The organism is Rhodobacter sp. SGA-6-6, from assembly GCF_011043545.1.
Lineage (GTDB): Bacteria > Pseudomonadota > Alphaproteobacteria > Rhodobacterales > Rhodobacteraceae > Pseudogemmobacter.
This window is the reverse complement of record NZ_JAAKGP010000007.1, coordinates 183,923-199,376: the sequence shown is the minus strand read 5'-3', so window position 1 is coordinate 199,376 and position 15,454 is coordinate 183,923. Positions and strand designations below refer to the sequence as shown.

Sequence of the window (15,454 nt, the reverse complement as noted above, 5' to 3'; positions counted from 1 at the left end):
GGGCGCAAGGGAAGCCCGCCGCGCTGCGGCAAATCATTGCGCTTCGTGAATATGTCAGGCGCGCAGGCGGGACTGGTAGTCATGCGCCTTCCAGTCGGCGCGGAACTTCCACTGGTCCTCGGGCTGGCGGGCGGCGATCTCGTCGGGGATCTCGGCGCCGTCGAAGCCGACCCGGCGGATCATCGCATATTGGTCGGCGATCACCGGGCCGAGGGCGAGAAGCTGGCCCCTGTAGCCCATCATCCGCAGCCGCCGCGCGATGGTGAAGGCGCGGCCGTCCGAGAAGGCCGGGAAGGCCACCCGGATCAGCGCCAGCCGCGGCAGATGCGGCTCCAGCACCGCCGGGTCGTCGGTATTGGCGAGGTCCAGCTCGGTGGTCTCGGGCCCGAGGTCCGCCAGCGGCGTCAGGCTGCGGTCGGGAAGGGGGGCGAAGCCGGTATCGGTGACGATCACGCTCATGCTGCGTTCTCCTGATCGGTGCGGACGGGCTTGCCGCCCACGAAATGGATGCCGCATTCGGTCTTCTGCTGCCCCCGCCAGCGGCCCGAGCGCGGGTCCTCGCCGGGCTTCACCGGGCTGGTGCAGGGGGCGCAACCGATGGACGGATAGCCCCGGGCAACCAGCGGATGGCGGGGCAGGCGGTTGTTGACGATATATTCCTCCAGGTCCTCGCGGCCCCAATGGGCCAGCGGATTGACCTTGATGCGGAAATCGCCCTCGTTCTCGAAGAAGTCGATGCTGCCGCGGTCGGCGTTCTGGAACCTTTTGCGCCCGGTGATCCAGCCGTCGAACTTGGCCAGCGCGCGTTCCAGCGGCTCCACCTTGCGCACGGCGCAGCAGGCGTCGGTGTTGAACTGGTGCAGGGTGCCGTCCGGGTCCTCGAAGCCCACCCGGGCCGGATTGGCGCGGATGGTGCGGATGTCGCAGAGGTGCAGGCTCTCGGCCAGCGCGCGCTGGTAATCCAGCGTCTCCTGGAACAGCATCCGGGTGTCGATGAACAGCACCGGCGTCTCCGGCGCGATCACCGAGACCAGATGCAAGAGCACCACCGATTCCGCCCCGAAGGACGACACCAGCGCCACCCGGCCCAGGTCGTCGTCCTTCAGCGCGTGTTCCAGCACCGCGGTGGCCGAATGGTGGCGGTAGCGCGCATTCAGCGCCGCCACCCGTTCCGCCACCGGCCCCGCGTGCAAGCCCCCGAGGTCACGCGGCATTGCGGTCGGCCTCGCCGTAGAGCGCGGCCTTGAACGGCTCCATCCCGACCCGGCGGAACGCCTGCAGGAAGGTTTCCTCGGGGTGGAGGCGCAGGTCCAGGTAGCTGCGCAGGATGCGCTCCACCGCCGGCACCACCTGGTCGTAGGCGAAGCCCGGCCCGGTCTTGTCGCCGATGGCGGCATCGTCGGTGCCATCGCCGCCCAGGGTGATCTGGTAGTTCTCCACCCCCGCGCGGTCCAAACCGAGGATGCCGATATGGCCGACATGGTGGTGGCCGCAGGCGTTGATGCAGCCCGAGATCTTGATCTTCAGCGGCCCGATCTCGTGCTCCAGCCCGATGTCGCGGAAATGCTGCGCGATCTGCTGGGCGATCGGGATCGACCGCGCGGTGGCCAGCGAGCAATAGTCCATCCCCGGGCAGGCGATGATGTCGCTGATCAGCCCGACATTGGCGGTGCCGAGGCCGGCCTGCGCCAGCGCCGCGTGCAGCGTGGGCAGGTCGCCCTTGTGGACATGCGGCAGGATCACGTTCTGTTCGTGGCTGATGCGGATGTCGCCGTGGCCGTAACGCTCGGCCAGATCGGCGATCAGCCGCATCTGGTCGCTGGTCGCATCGCCCGGGGTGGCGCCATGGGCCTTCAGGCTGATGGTGACGATGGCATATTGGTCGTTGCGGTGCGCGGCGAGGTTGGTGTCGGCCCAGGACCGGAACAGGGGATCGGCCTTGTAGAAGGCGTCGAAGGCATCGGTCGGAGCGTTGCGGAAGGCAGGCGGCGCGAAGGCGTCGCGGATATCGGCCAGCAGCGCCTGGTCGGCGCCGCCGAACAGCGGGCGCAGTTCGGCGAAGCGTTCCTCGACCAGCCGGGTGATCTCTTCCTTGCCGGTCTCGTGCAGGGTGATCTTGATCCGCGCCTTGAACTTGTTGTCGCGGCGGCCGAAGCTGTTGTAGACGCTGAGGATCGCCTCGACATAGGGCAGCAGGTCCGCCTCGGGCAGGAAGTCGCGCACGGTCATGGCGATCATCGGCGTCCGGCCGAGGCCGCCGCCCACCAGCACCTGGAATCCGGTCTCGCCCCTGTCGTTGCGCACGATCCGCAGGCCGATGTCATGCGCGGCGATCACCGCGCGGTCATGGGCGGCGCCGGTGATGGCGATCTTGAACTTGCGCGGCAGGAACTGGAATTCCGGGTGGTCGGTCGACCATTGCCGCAGCAGCTCGGCATAGGGGCGGGGATCGGCGATCTCGTCTGCGGCGGCGCCGGCGAAATGGTCCGCCGTGACGTTGCGAACGCAGTTGCCCGAGGTCTGGATCGAATGCATCCCCACATCGGCCAGCGCCGAGAGGATCAGCGGCACCTCCGGCAGTTTCGGCCAGTTGAACTGGATGTTCTGCCGCGTGGTGAAATGGCCGTAGCCCTTGTCCCAGGTGTCGGCGATGTAAGCCAGCTGCCGCATCTTGGCCGGGTTCAGCGTGCCATAGGGAATGGCGATCCGCAGCATGTAGGCGTGCAGCTGCAGGTAAAGCCCGTTCATCAGCCGCAAGGGGCGGAACTCGTCCTCGGTCAGGCTGCCGTCCAGCCGCCGTTCGACCTGATGGCTGAACTGCGCCACGCGCGAGCGGACGAAGGAGTCGTCGAAGTCGGTATAGTCATACATTCCAGAAATCCGCCTGCTTGCCGTGGGCATAGTTCGAGGGGCCGCGGGTGCGGAATTCCTCGCGGAAATGGGTGGGCTCGGGGCCTTTCGGGCCGGGGCGCGCATCGGCCAGGTAGGGGCCGACGACCATCAGCTTCTGCGCCGAGGCATGGATCAGCCGCATCTGGCCATGGGCCTCGTCCTCGATCAGCTCGGCCTCGTGGTGGAAGGGCGACCAGCGGTCGTCGGCGGTCAGGTAGACCACGTCGCCCTCGCGCAGGCGGTTGGCGGTGACGACCTTGGGGGTGAAGCGGCGGCTCATGCGCTTGCCTCCTTCAATTGACTCAGGGCGGGGGCGGCGGCCCGGGGGGCCAGGCCGTAAAGCAGGATGGCGGGACCGGTGACCTCGGCCACGGCGGCGGGCAGGGTGGCGAGGGTGGCGGAAAGGATTCGCTGGTCGGGGCGGGAGACGTTCTCCACCACCGTCACCGGCGTCTCGGCGGCGGCGCCGTGCATCATCAGCCGGCCCTGCAGGTAGCGGGCGGATTTCTTGCCCATGTAGACCGCCGCCACTTCGCCGGGGCGGGCGAGGCCGCGCCAGTCCTGCTCGGCGAAGCCTTCCATCACATGCCCGGTCAGGATGCGCAGCCCGGTGTTGCGGCCGCGCCGGGTCAGGCTCTGGCCGATGGCGGCGGCGGCCACGCTGGCGGTGGTCAGGCCGGGCAGGATGCGGAAGGACAAGCCCTCGGCCTCCAGCGCCGCGATCTCCTCGTCCAGCCGGGCGAAGACGCCGGTATCGCCGCCCTTCAGCCGCACCACCCGGCGGCCGGACAGCGCGGCCGCGACCAGCGCCGCGTGGATGTCGGCCTGCGCGGTCGAGGGGCCGAAGCCCTCCTTGCCCACGTCGATGCGCTCGGCCTGCGGCGGGGCGAGGTCCAGCACCTCCTCGCCGACCAGCCGGTCGTGGATCACCACCTCGGCCGCCGACAGCGCCCGCGCGGCGCCCAGCGTCAGGTGATCGGCCGAGCCGGGGCCGGCGCCGACGAAGAGGACGGGGTGAAGCTGCGGCATGGCGGGCTGTCCGAAGGGTGTTTCGCTTCCGCAGAATATAGAAGATTTTCCCGTATTCCCGCCAGAGACCCTTGCAGATAAGGACGCATGTTCCGATAATGCCGCCCGGCGGAACCCGAATTCCGCCGAACGGAGGTTTTCAGGAATGGCTGCCGCGCTGGACGATCTGGATCGGAAAATCCTGTCGGAATTGCAGAAGGATGCCGAGCAATCGCTGGACGAGATCGCCCGCCGGGTGGGGTCGTCGAAGACCCCGGTCTGGAACCGCATCCGCAAGATGAAGGACCAGGGCGTGATCGCCCGCACCACCGCCATCCTCGACCCCGAGGCACTGGGGCTGGAGGCCTGCTTCTTCGTCCTCATCCGCACCTCGGAACACGAGGCCGACTGGCAGCGCAAGTTCCTGAAGGCGCTGAAGGAACGCCCCGAGGTGATGGAGGCGCACCGCCTGGCCGGCGACATCGACTACATCCTGAAGGTGCGGGTGAAGAACGCCCGCGCCTACGACCAGTTCTACCAGGCGCTGATCTCGGAAGTGCGGATCTACAACGTCACCGCGCTCCTCAGCATGGAGGAGATCAAGTCGACCACGACGCTGCCGTTGTGAGCCTCGATCAGCCGCGGGCCGGGGGGCCAGCCCCCCGGACCCCCCGGGATATTTGTTGTCCAGAAAGAGGATGCCGCCTCTTTCTGGATGAAAATATCCTCGGGGGGTTTGGGGGGCGAAGCGCCCCCAACCTGCGACGGCGGCCGCAAGGGATTCCATCGGCCGCCACGATATGGAATGCGGCGGCAGCCGCGCAATTGGCTCAGCGCGCCACCATCAGCTGTTGCAGCCCGTGGAAATGGTAGACATCGCCGTAGAGCGGCGGCTCGGTCAGCCGCAGGGCGGGGCAGCGCCGGAACAGGATCGGCAGCGCCACCTGCAGCTCCAGCCGCGCCAGCGGCGCGCCGACGCAGAAATGCAGGCCGGCGCCGAAGGTGACCAGCGGCATCGCCGGGCGGTCGGGGCGGAAGGCGGCGGGCTTCTCCCATTGCCCGGGGTCGCGGTTGGCGGCGGCCAGCAGCAGCGCCACCCGGTCGCCGCGGGCGAAACGCTGGCCCATCACCTCGATATCCTCGTAGGCCCAACGGGTGAACATGTGCAGCGCCGGGTCGTAGCGCAGGATTTCCTCCACCGTCCGCTCCACCGCCTCGGGGGCAAGGGCCGAGGGCGGGGTGCGGTGTTCCAGCAGCGCCTTCACCCCGTTGCCGATGGTATGCACCGTCGCCTCGTGGCCGGCGTTCAGGAGAAGGATGCAGGTGGCGATCAGCTCGTCGGTAGAGAGCTTCTCGCCCTCCATCTCGGCGGCGATCAGATGGGTGATCAGGTCGTCGGCGGGCCGCGCGCGGCGTTCGTCCACATAGCCGCGCAGGAAGGCGGCGAAGGCTTCGGCGGCCGCCGCGGCGCGGTCCTCGGTCTCGCGGGTGCGGTTGGCCATATACATGCCGACCATGGCGTTCGACCAGCGCAAGAGGTCCGGCGCCATCTCCTCGGGCACCCCCAGTAGGCGGGCGATGATGCGGACGGGCAGCGGCTGGGCGAAGGATTGCAGCAGGTCGAAGGGGTCTTCGGGGAAGCCTGCCACCAATTCCTCGCTCAGCGCCGCGATCTCGGGCGCCAGCGCGGCGATGCGGCGCGAGGTGAAGGCGCGCAGCACCAGCCCGCGCAGGCGGGTGTGGCGGGGCGGCTCCAGCTCCAGCATGGAATGGGCCTCGACCGCGTAGAAGGGCTCCAGGTGGTCGGGGATCGGCGGCGCCAGTTCCGGCGGCGCCTCGCGGCCGAAGCGGCGGTCGCGGAAGATCGCGTTCACCGCGGCGAAGTTCCCCGTGCAGGTCAGGCCGTAGTCCTGCCAGCGGAAGAAGGGGCCCGCCTTCCGCGCCGTCTCGTAGAAGGGATAGGGATTCTGCACGAAGGCGGGATCGGTGGGGGACTGCGACAGGGTCTTCATCTGCGGGCTCCGAACGGCAGGGGCACGATCCCCTGCGCGATCAGCACGCCGAGGCCGACCACGGCGGCGGCGGCGGCTTGGGGCCAGTTCCACGGGCTGCCGAGGGCGAAGAGGATCAGCATCACATAGAAGGGCGCGGCGTTGATGTGCAATGCCGAAAGCCCGATGCCCAGCCGTTCCACCGACATGATCCACATCACCTGGCTGATGCCGAGCGCGCCGACGCTGAACAGCAGCATGGCGCCGACCTCGGGCCAGCCCCAGGCGGCAAAGGTCGGAGCCGGGCCGCCCGATGCCCATTGCGCCCCGGCGGCGGCAAGGATGGCCACCGCGGCCCCGGTCAGGGTGACGGCGGTGCGGCCGAGCGGGCTTTCCTTCGGAAAGGCGGTGACCGTCAGCCGCGAGCCGAGCGCGAAGAGCGTGACCGAGCAGAAGCAGAGCGCGGCGCCGATCACCAGGTTCAGCCCGGCCCCCGCGCCGCTGCCCGGGTCCAGCGCCATCGCCCCGCCGGCCAGCGACAGCAGCAGGCCGAGCACCAGCGCCGGGGTCAGCCGGCGGCCATCCAGCATCACCTCCAGCGCGATGCCGACCACCGGCAGGGTGGAGGAGATCACGGCGGCCAGCACCGCGCCGCCGCGGGCCTGGCCGAGGATCAGGCACCAGGCGCCGAAGCCGATCAGGCTGCCGACGGCGATGCCCCGCAGCCAATCGGCGCGCAGGAGGGGGCCGGGGCCTTCGCGCAGCAGCCAGAACAGCGCCACCGCCGCGGCGGCCCAGGACATCCGCATCGCCGTCAGCTGGTCGCCCGGCAGAAGCGGGATCAGCAGGTCGGCGGCGGGCAGGCCGGCGGCCCAGATCACCATCGAGGCCATGCAGATCAGGTTGGCGGCCAGAAGCCCGGTCTGCGGGCGGCCGGGGGCGGATGCGGCTGTCATTCCGCCTGCCTCGCACGGACGGGCGGGCAGGTCTGGCCCAAGGGCGACAGAACGGGTCGCGAGCGGGTCAGGCCGACAGCGCGGCGACGATGGCGCCGAAATCGGCGGCCTTCAGGCTGGCCCCGCCGACCAGCGCGCCATCGACATCGGGGACCGCGAAGATCTCGGCCGCGTTGGAGGGCTTGACCGAGCCGCCGTAGAGGAGGCGCATCTCCGCCGCCTCCGCGCCGAAGCGTTTCGCCAGTGCGGCGCGCAGGAAGCCGTGGACCTCGGCGATCTCGTCCAGCGTGGGGGTGCGGCCGGTGCCGATGGCCCAGACGGGTTCGTAGGCGATGACGGTGTTCGCCGCGGTGGCGCCGTCGGGGACCGAGCCTGCCAGTTGCTCGCCCACCACCCGCAGCGTGGTGCCGGCATCGCGCTGCGCCCCGGTCTCGCCCAGGCAGAGGATGGCGGTCAGGCCGGCGTCCCAGGCGGCCTCGGCCTTGGCGCGGACCAGGGCGTCGGTCTCGCCATGGTCGGCGCGGCGTTCGGAATGGCCGAGGATGACGTAGGCGGCCCCGGCATCGGCCAGCATCTGCGCCGAGATGTCGCCGGTATGGGCGCCGCTGGCGGCGGTATGGCAGTCCTGCCCGCCGACCTTCAGCGCCGCGCCGCGCACATGCCAGGCCATCTGCGCGATCAGCGTGGCGGGGGGGCAGAGCAGCATCTCGCATCGGGGTGCGGGATGCTCCTTGACCAGCAGGGTCACCTCGGTCAGCGACATCGGGCTGCCGTTCATCTTCCAGTTGCCAGCCGCCAGCTTGCGCATCCCGCCCTCCATCTGGTCTGCAACAGCCCTAGGCCAAAACGGGATTCGCTACAACCGGAGGGGTGGGGGGAGGCCCGCGGTTCCGCCGTTTCCCTCGGGCGGGAGCAGGCGAGGCACTGCCTCGCCCCCGCCCGTGTGGGACGGCTGCACCCGGAGACATTGGTCACGCTAAACCCCGAGAGGCCAGCGCCCGACCCGGCGGGCGAGAAGCGCCCGCCGAGGGCGGGGCGGGCGCTGGCCGGGACTTATGGTCCCGGCCGTGATGGTTGATATGGTGCGCTGTGGCGAAGGCGACGGCCTTCGCCATGGAAATGGGGGAGAAGCGAGAAGCGGGCGAACCCCGAGTCAGGCCCGGGCCGGGTCTGCGTCCTTGAAGCTGACCGATTCGCCGCAGCCGCAGGCCTCGGACACGTTCGGGTTGCGGAAGACGAACTTCGACTCCAGCAGGCTGGTCTCGTAGTCGATCACGGTGCCGATCAGGAACATCTGCGCCATCGGTGCGATCAGCACCCGGGCGCCGTCCTGCTCCACCACCTCGTCCAGCGGGTTGACCTCGGACACGTAGTCCATGGTGTACTCCATTCCCGCGCAGCCGCCCTTCTTGACGCCGATGCGCAGGCCCTGCCGGCCGTCGCGCGCCATCAGCCGGGCGATCTGCTTCGCCGCGGCGGGGGTGAGGGTGACTGCGGCCTTGCCGGGAATGCCGAACATGGAAAACTCCTGTTTGGGAGTCAATTTAGGGCAAGAGCGGCGGAAATCCAATGGGCGGCAGCTGCGACAGCAGGCCGAGCGTGCCGTAGCCCGCCGCCAGCGCCCAGCCGACCGAAGCCAGTGTGCCGATGATGACATATTCCGACAGCGCCCGGTCGTCGCGCACCGCGCCGAAGCGCAGGATCGACTTGGCGGCGATCAAGAGGCCCACGCCCTCGGGCTGGCCGATCAGCAGGAAGGCGAAGATCAGCCCGCGCTCCATCAGCCCGATGGTCCGCCCGGCGCCGGGCAGACTTTCGGCGGCGATGTCGGCGGGCAGGCGGCGGGCGAAGGGCGCCATCAGCAGGCCGATGGCGAAGCCGCCCGCCCGGGTGGCGAGGATGAACCCCGCCGCCAGCGCCATCAGCGCCGGCAGGGTGGTGCAACCGGACCAGAGCCCGCCGGCCCAGAGCCCGGGCTGCCAGAGGGCCAAGGCGGCCAGCGCCGCCAGATGCAGCGCCTGGTCGCCCAGGAAGGCGGCCAGCCCCGGCGCCAGCCGCGCCTTGCCGGCATCCACCGCCAGATGCAGCGCCGCCAGCCAGAGCAGCGACAGCGTCAGCGTCCCGGTGGCGGCGGCCGCGGTCGCCAGCACCACCGCTCCATGCGCCGCCAGCGCGGCCGGGCGGCGCTTGTTCGCAACCATCCATCCGGTCTGGAACAGGAAATCGGCCAGCACATGGGCGAAGAGAAGGGCGGCGAGGGTGTCAGCCATGGGCGATGGCGAGGTCATGCGCGATCACCTCCTCCCAGAGTTGCAGGTTGCTGCGCAGGTTGACCGCCCCGCCGCCGCCCAGCCGATAGTTCACGGCTTGTGGCGTGATGCCGAGACGGAGTGCGATGTCGTGCAGGGTCGGGTTGTCGGGATGAAGATAGATCGCCACCGCTTCGGCCTGGGCGGCGGTCCAGCGGCTTGTCCGCTCGAACATCTGCCGGGCGATGATTCCGTCCCGTTCGCCGATGCCTGTCCCGGTGATCGCGATGCGGCCCGACTTCGGCATGGCATCGAAGGCGCGGCCGGACAGCTGGAACGCCTCGCCCGCCGCGTCGGAAAGGTCGGTGCTGCCCAGAGTCTCCGCAGGCCCGATCGCAATGGAAAGGCGCGTGGCGAGGCCGGGATCATGGGCGCGCAGGGCGGCCGCGATGGTCAGGGCGGCGCGCAGGCAATATTGGGGGTCTTCGAGGTAGATCTGCCAGCCATCCCCCCGGAAGCGGGTAAAACGCGGATCCGCGGCCGAGGACCAGCCGGCGATACCGACGGCGGCCTCTGCGATCCGCTGCATCGCGCTGTCCGTGGCCGAGGCCGGATGCCCGGTGGAGCCGATGAGATCGCCCGTCAGGACGGCAATGGCCGAGGGAAACATCAAGCCCTCCAGCTTGATCACGGGATAATCAAGCTTTACGCCTTGATTTGGCCCGGATCAAGCCTTGTCTCTTGATGGAGACGGAGATGGCGAGGGAAAATCCTTGCATCGGCCAACAGCAAGCCTGCTGGCTTGAACAGGCGGATTGCAAGCCCCAAGGCTTGCCTCACATGAACCCCAGTTCCAGCCGGGCCTCGTCGGACATCATGTCCATGCCCCAGGGCGGGTCGAAGGTCATGTGGACGTCGACTTCCTTCACCCCCGGCAGCGGCTCCACCGCCTCGGCCACCCAGCCGGGCATCTCGCCCGCCACCGGGCAGCCGGGGGCGGTCAGGGTCATGGTGATGTCGACAGCGTTCTCGGGGCTGATCTCGATGGTGTAGACCAGCCCGAGGTCGAAGATGTTCACCGGGATTTCCGGGTCGAACACGGTGCGGCAGGCCTCGACCACGCTGTCGTAAAGCGGATGGTCGGTGCTGGAGGGCCTGATCAGCGGCGTTCCCTCGACGTGGTCCTGCATGGCGTTCCGGTCCTGCGGCGGATGTTGAGCGATTATATAGGGAATGCCGCCGCCAAGGTCCAGAGCGGCAGGGGGCCGCAGGGAGCGGGATTCAGAACGGGATTTCGTCGTCCATGTCCGAGGCGCGGCCGCCGCCCTGGGCGCCGCCGCCCGCCGGCGCGCCGCCATAGCCGCCGCGGCTGCCGGAAGCGCCGCCGCCGCCCTGGCTGCCGTAGTCGTCATAGCCGCCGCCGGCGCCGCGGTCGTCATAGCCGCCCTGTCCACCGCCGCCGCCTTCGCCGCGGCCGCCCAGCAGGGTGAGGTTGCCCGAATAGGGCCGCAGCACCACCTCGGTGGTATAGCGCTCCTGCCCCGACTGGTCCTGCCATTTGCGGGTTTCCAGCTGCCCCTCGATATAGACGGTGCTGCCCTTGCGCAGGTATTGCTCGGCGATCTTGCCGAGCGGTTCGTTGAAGATCGCCACCGAATGCCATTCGGTGCGTTCCTTGCGCTCGCCGGTGCTGCGGTCGCGCCAGGTTTCCGAGGTGGCGATGCGCAGGTTCACCACCTTGCCGCCGTTCTGGAAGCTGCGCACCTCGGGGTCGCGGCCCAGATTGCCGATGAGGATCACCTTGTTGACCGAACCCGCCATGTCGCACCTCTCCTGATTCCATCTGCCGGAAGACTGCGCCCGGCATGGTTGACAAAACCTCTACACGCGCCCTCCGGTCCCCGCAACCGGCGGGCCGCTGTTACCGCCGTCGGCGGCGGATTGCCGATGGCGGAGGGGGCTGCGGGGGGCGGATCGGCAAAACCCCACTGGAATCCGGTCGCATCCTCCGTATAGTGCTGCACCAACCGCCGGCCCGGGCCGGACACCGATCCTGCTGCTTGCTAAGGAAGACGCCTTGATGACGCGCCATCCGCTGCCCCGCACAGCCCGCGCCCTCGGCGCCCTTGCGACGCTTTCGATTGCCCTGGCCGCCGTGCCGGCCCTGGCCGACGACGTGCTGTTCCAGGGCAAGAAGAACCGCTCCACCATCTTCAAGAGCCAGACCGCGCTGCTGGACGGGCGGCTGGCGGACCAGTATTCCGGCTCGATCAAGCTGACGCCGGACTACAAGGCCGGCAAGATCGCCGGCGGCGAGGGCACCGAGGCGGTGCCGAAGTTCCGCGGCGCCTACAAGGGCAAGTATCTGGAGGTCGCCAAGGCGGCGGCGAAGAAGCACGGCATCCCGGAGGACCTGTTCCTGCGGCTGGTGCAGCGCGAAAGCGGCTGGAACCCCGGCGCGGTCAGCCACAAGGGCGCGACCGGGCTGGCGCAGCTGATGCCGGGCACGGCGAAGAAGCTGGGCGTCGACATCAGCGATCCGCACCAGAACCTGGAAGGCGGCGCGCGCTACCTGCGGATGATGTACGACAAGTTCGGCAGCTGGAAGCTGGCGCTGGCCGCCTACAACGCCGGCCCGGGCGCAGTGGAAAAACACGGCGGCATCCCGCCCTATGCCGAGACCAAGGCCTACGTGAAGGCGATCCTCGGGTAAGCGCCCGGATTTTCGGCGAAAATCCGGGGTCCTTCCCTCACTCCGCGGCGATCTTGATCACCGGCTCCATCTTCGCCAGCACTTCGGCGGAGAGGTGGCACTTGATCTGGTGGCCGCCCTCCAGCACCTGCACCGGCGGCACTTCCACCTCGCAGAGGTTGCCGGGGACCTGCGACTTCCAGCGGCAGCGGGTCTGGAACGGGCAGCCCGGCGGCGGGTTCACCGCCGAGGGGATCTCGCCCTCAAGCACGATGCGCTTCTTTTCCACATGCGGGTCGGCGATGGGGACGGCGGAGAGCAGCGCCTCGGTATAGGGGTGGTAGGGCGGGGCGAAGACCTGATCCGTCGTGCCCATCTCGACCACATGGCCGAGATACATCACCATCACCCGGTCGGAGAGATAGCGGACGATCGACAGGTCGTGGCTGATGAACAGCAGCGTGGTGCGGTTCTGGCGCTGGATGTCCATCAGCAGGTCCGTCACCGCGGCCTGAACCGACACGTCCAGCGCCGAGACCGGCTCGTCCGCCACCACCACCTTGGCGCCGCCGGCGAAGGCCCGGGCGATGCCGACGCGCTGCTTCTGGCCGCCGGAGAGTTGCCGCGGCATCCGCTCGGCGAAGGCGCGGGGCAGCTTCACCAGGTCGAGGAGTTCCAGCATCCGCCGCTCGCGGTCGGCATCCGAATCGCCGACGCCGAAGATCTCCAGCGCGCGGATGATCTGGCGGCCGACGGTCATCGAGGGGTTCAGCGTGTCGAACGGGTTCTGGAACACCATCTGCACCTGGGAGATGGTGTCGGCACCGCGCTTCTGGATCGGGGTGGACTGGACGTTTTCATCGAAGAGCATGATCTGGCCGTCGGTGGCGGTCTCCAGTCCCATCAGCACCTTGGCGAAGGTGGACTTGCCGCAGCCGGATTCGCCGACGATGGCCAGGGTCTCGCCCTCGCGGGCCTCGAAGCTGAGGGTCTCGTTGGCCTTGACCACCTTTGTCGCGCCGCCGCCGAAGGCGCCGGTGGAGACGCTGTAGTATTTCTTCAGGTCCTCCATCTTCAGGACCACCTCGCCGACCGGCAGCTTCTCCTTCGCCACCCGTTTCGCGGGCGGGGCGGTCCAGTCGATCTCGTCCCACCGCAGGCAGCGGCTGGCGTGGCGGTCGCCCGGCACCGGGAACATCGGGATCTCGGCAGCGTCGCAGCGGCCGGCCTGGAAATAGTCGCAGCGCGGGCCGAAGTTGCAGCCCGGCGGCCGTTCGTGCGGCAGGGGGAAGTTGCCGGGGATCGAGATCAGCGGCCGCGCGTTCTTGTCCGCCCCGGGCAGCGGGATCGAGCGGAACAGCGCCTGGGTATAGGGGTGGCGCATCTCAGTGAAGACCTGTTCGACATTGCCGGTCTCCACCGCCTCGCCGGAATACATCACGCAGATGCGGTCGCAGACATCGAGAACGAGGCCGAGGTTGTGCGAGATGAACAGCATCGAGGTGCCGTATTTCTCGCCCAAGGCCTTGACCAGATCGACGATCCCGGCCTCCACCGTCACGTCCAGCGCGGTGGTGGGCTCGTCGAGGATCAGCAGCGCCGGCTTCGACATCAGCGCCATGGCGATGACGATGCGCTGCTGCTGGCCGCCCGACAGCTGATGCGGATAGGCGTTCAGGATGCGGTCCGGGTCGGGCAGGCGGACATCGGCGACGATCTGGCGGGCCAGCGCCCAGGCGTCGGATTTCGACATGCCCTCGTGGATCACCGGCACCTCGGCCAGCTGCGCGCCGATCTTCATCGCCGGGTTCAGCGAGGCCATCGGCTCCTGATAGATCATCGCCATTTCCGAGCCGCGGATCTTCTGCAGCTCGGCTTCCGTCATCGTGGTCAGGTCGCGGCCCTTGAAGCGGATGCTGCCGGCGACGATGCGGCCGGTCTTGCCGAGGTCGCGCATGACGGCCAGCGCCACGGTGGACTTGCCGCAGCCGGATTCGCCGACCAGCCCCATCGCCTCGCCCGGCATCACGCTGCAGGAGAAATCCATCACCGCGGGGATTTCCCGGGCGCGGGTGAAGAAGGAGATCGAGAGGTTCTCGATCTCGAGGATCGGTTTGGACGGGTCCCAGTCTGCCATGGTCGGCTCCTTTCGGAAGGGTCGGGACCGGGGGCCAGCCCCCGGACCCCCGGGATATTTAGAGACAGATGAAAGCCGGGGCGCGGCGCATCAGTCCTTGAGGCTTTCTTCGCGCAGGCCATCGGCCAGCAGGTTCAGGCCGAGCACCAGGCTCATCAGCGCCACGGCGGGGACGATGGCGGGATGGGGGAAGATCGACAAGAGCTTGCGGCCGGCGTTGATGGTTGATCCCCAGTCCGGGCTTTCCGGGCTGACGCCGAGGCCGAAGAAGCCGAGCGTGCCCAAGAGGATGGTGGTGTAGCCGATCCGCAGGCAGAAATCGACGATCAGCGGGCCGCGGGCATTGGGCAGGATTTCCCACAGCATGATATACCAGGGGCTCTCGCCGCGGGTCTGGCCGGCGGCCACATAGTCGCGCGCCTTGATGTCCATTACCAGGCCGCGGACGATGCGGAAGACGCCGGGCGAGTTCACGAACACCACCGAGACGAAGACGTTCAGCATGTTCGGGTCCATCGACCAGACCCCGAGCGGATCGGCGTTGAAGGCGAGGCCCAGGTAGGCCCAGAGGCCGAGGACCAGCGTCACGCCGACATAGAGGTTCCGCCGCGGCGGGTTGGTCTTGTAGCGCGAGTTGAACAGCACCGCGAAGAAGATCACCGGGAACAGGAACAGGACGGCGGCGAAATACATCGGGATGCCGGTCTGGACGATCTCGGGCGTGACCAGCAGGTAGAAGAGCAGGATGACGGGGAAGGCGAGGACGAGGTTGGCGAGGAAGGACAAGAGCGTGTCCAGCTTGCCGCCGAAATAGCCGGCGGGCAGGCCGAGCGTCACCCCGACCATGAAGGCGAAGACGGTGGCGGCGGGCGCGATCTGAAGGACGCGCTGCGCCCCCATCACCATGCGGCTGAACACGTCGCGCGCGAGGTGATCGCCGCCGAAGAGATACCAGGCGAAGTCCCCCTCGGAGGGGTTCTTCACCGCCGCGCCGGGGACGATGTTCTTCATCCCCGACAGCTGCCCCAGCGGGTCCTGGGTGATGATCGCATCGGCGAAGATCGCGGTGAACACCCAGAACAGCACCAGAGCCAGGCCGACCAGCCCGACCGGGCTGTCCATCAGCTTGCCGTAGAGCCCGAGCCGGCGCTTGAAGCGGATCGACAGGCCGAGGGTGACGACCAGCGCCACCCAGACCGGCCAGAACCGCAGGGCGGCCCAGCCGAGGATGCCCTTCGAGGCGCCGGGCAGCACGAAGCCTCCCAGCCCGATCAGCAGGATGCAAAGCAGGATCAGTCCGATGGTCACCTGCGCCGCCAGGTCGAGCGTGCCGCCGAGGCCGCGGCGGCGGGCCGCCAGCACCGGGCCGCCCACGGCGACCGCATCCGCCCCGCGGGCCCAGTCGGCCAGCGAGACCAGGATGCGGGCGATGACGGCGATGGCCAGCACGATGGCCGCCATGTTGATCACGGGGACGAGGAAGGGGCCAAGGGCGCCGGTCCAGCTGAGGTCTTCCATGGTGTTTTCCT

Annotated in this window: 17 protein-coding genes; 2 read left to right on the top strand and 15 right to left on the bottom strand. The window is 68.9% G+C overall.

The features are described from left to right. Positions 1–54: 54 nt before the first annotated feature. Genes G5B31_RS14505 through cobA form a run of 5 tightly spaced genes read right to left on the bottom strand, consistent with a single transcriptional unit; the run spans position 55 to position 3,921 of the window. The gene (locus tag G5B31_RS14505) at positions 55–459 is read right to left on the bottom strand and encodes a DUF934 domain-containing protein (protein WP_165018908.1); all 405 of its coding nucleotides are present in this window, start codon (positions 457–459) and stop codon (positions 55–57) included. Next, positions 456–1,214 carry a phosphoadenylyl-sulfate reductase gene (locus tag G5B31_RS14500; protein WP_165018906.1) on the bottom strand — a complete coding sequence of 253 codons (759 nt, stop codon included), beginning with the start codon at positions 1,212–1,214 and terminating at the stop codon, positions 456–458. The genes G5B31_RS14505 and G5B31_RS14500 overlap by 4 nt, the downstream gene beginning before the upstream one ends. Beyond that, positions 1,204–2,871, bottom strand: coding sequence for a nitrite/sulfite reductase (locus G5B31_RS14495; protein ID WP_165018904.1), 1,668 nt, complete (start codon positions 2,869–2,871; stop codon positions 1,204–1,206). The genes G5B31_RS14500 and G5B31_RS14495 overlap by 11 nt, the downstream gene beginning before the upstream one ends. Next, positions 2,864–3,172 carry a DUF2849 domain-containing protein gene (locus tag G5B31_RS14490; RefSeq protein ID WP_165018902.1) on the bottom strand — a complete coding sequence of 103 codons (309 nt, stop codon included), beginning with the start codon at positions 3,170–3,172 and terminating at the stop codon, positions 2,864–2,866. Before G5B31_RS14490 ends, G5B31_RS14495 begins: the two co-directional genes overlap by 8 nt. Then, positions 3,169–3,921 (bottom strand): uroporphyrinogen-III C-methyltransferase, encoded by a 753-nt coding sequence (gene cobA / locus G5B31_RS14485; RefSeq protein WP_165018900.1) that lies wholly within the window; start codon positions 3,919–3,921, stop codon positions 3,169–3,171. The genes G5B31_RS14490 and cobA overlap by 4 nt, the downstream gene beginning before the upstream one ends. A gap of 145 nt (positions 3,922–4,066) precedes the next feature. Here cobA and G5B31_RS14480 point away from each other — a divergent pair, with 145 nt between their 5' ends. Further along, positions 4,067–4,528 (top strand): Lrp/AsnC family transcriptional regulator, encoded by a 462-nt coding sequence (locus tag G5B31_RS14480; protein ID WP_165018898.1) that lies wholly within the window; start codon positions 4,067–4,069, stop codon positions 4,526–4,528. Positions 4,529–4,730: 202 nt separating this feature from the next. Here G5B31_RS14480 and G5B31_RS14475 read toward each other — a convergent pair whose 3' ends face one another. The 8 genes from G5B31_RS14475 to ssb form a co-directional block, all read right to left on the bottom strand. Further along, positions 4,731–5,912, bottom strand: a complete 1,182-nt coding sequence (locus tag G5B31_RS14475) for a cytochrome P450 (RefSeq protein WP_165018896.1) — start codon at positions 5,910–5,912, stop codon at positions 4,731–4,733. Then, positions 5,909–6,847 carry a DMT family transporter gene (locus G5B31_RS14470; RefSeq protein ID WP_165018895.1) on the bottom strand — a complete coding sequence of 313 codons (939 nt, stop codon included), beginning with the start codon at positions 6,845–6,847 and terminating at the stop codon, positions 5,909–5,911. Before G5B31_RS14470 ends, G5B31_RS14475 begins: the two co-directional genes overlap by 4 nt. 67 nt (positions 6,848–6,914) lie before the next feature. Further along, positions 6,915–7,655, bottom strand: coding sequence for a triose-phosphate isomerase (gene tpiA, locus G5B31_RS14465; RefSeq protein ID WP_165018893.1), 741 nt, complete (start codon positions 7,653–7,655; stop codon positions 6,915–6,917). Between the two features lie 345 nt (positions 7,656–8,000). Next, positions 8,001–8,366, bottom strand: coding sequence for an iron-sulfur cluster assembly accessory protein (locus tag G5B31_RS14460; RefSeq protein WP_165018890.1), 366 nt, complete (start codon positions 8,364–8,366; stop codon positions 8,001–8,003). Positions 8,367–8,391: 25 nt separating this feature from the next. Beyond that, entirely contained in the window at positions 8,392–9,117 is a 726-nt protein-coding gene (locus G5B31_RS14455; protein ID WP_165018888.1) for a DUF3307 domain-containing protein, read from the bottom strand. Further along, positions 9,110–9,787 (bottom strand): hypothetical protein, encoded by a 678-nt coding sequence (locus G5B31_RS14450; protein WP_165018886.1) that lies wholly within the window; start codon positions 9,785–9,787, stop codon positions 9,110–9,112. The genes G5B31_RS14455 and G5B31_RS14450 overlap by 8 nt, the downstream gene beginning before the upstream one ends. Before the next feature lie 145 nt (positions 9,788–9,932). After that, positions 9,933–10,286, bottom strand: a complete 354-nt coding sequence (locus G5B31_RS14445; RefSeq protein WP_165018884.1) for an SUF system Fe-S cluster assembly protein — start codon at positions 10,284–10,286, stop codon at positions 9,933–9,935. A gap of 91 nt (positions 10,287–10,377) precedes the next feature. Next, positions 10,378–10,917 (bottom strand): single-stranded DNA-binding protein, encoded by a 540-nt coding sequence (ssb, locus tag G5B31_RS14440; protein ID WP_165018882.1) that lies wholly within the window; start codon positions 10,915–10,917, stop codon positions 10,378–10,380. Positions 10,918–11,176: 259 nt separating this feature from the next. Between ssb and G5B31_RS14435 the strand changes: the two genes are divergently transcribed. Then, the gene (locus G5B31_RS14435) at positions 11,177–11,809 is read left to right on the top strand and encodes a lytic transglycosylase domain-containing protein (RefSeq protein ID WP_165018880.1); all 633 of its coding nucleotides are present in this window, start codon (positions 11,177–11,179) and stop codon (positions 11,807–11,809) included. A gap of 37 nt (positions 11,810–11,846) precedes the next feature. Here the strand turns inward: G5B31_RS14435 and G5B31_RS14430 are convergent, their stop codons facing one another. Further along, positions 11,847–13,925 carry an ABC transporter ATP-binding protein gene (locus tag G5B31_RS14430; RefSeq protein WP_165018878.1) on the bottom strand — a complete coding sequence of 693 codons (2,079 nt, stop codon included), beginning with the start codon at positions 13,923–13,925 and terminating at the stop codon, positions 11,847–11,849. Positions 13,926–14,015: 90 nt separating this feature from the next. Then, entirely contained in the window at positions 14,016–15,443 is a 1,428-nt protein-coding gene (locus tag G5B31_RS14425; RefSeq protein ID WP_165018876.1) for an ABC transporter permease, read from the bottom strand. Between the last annotated feature and the right edge of the window lie 11 nt (positions 15,444–15,454).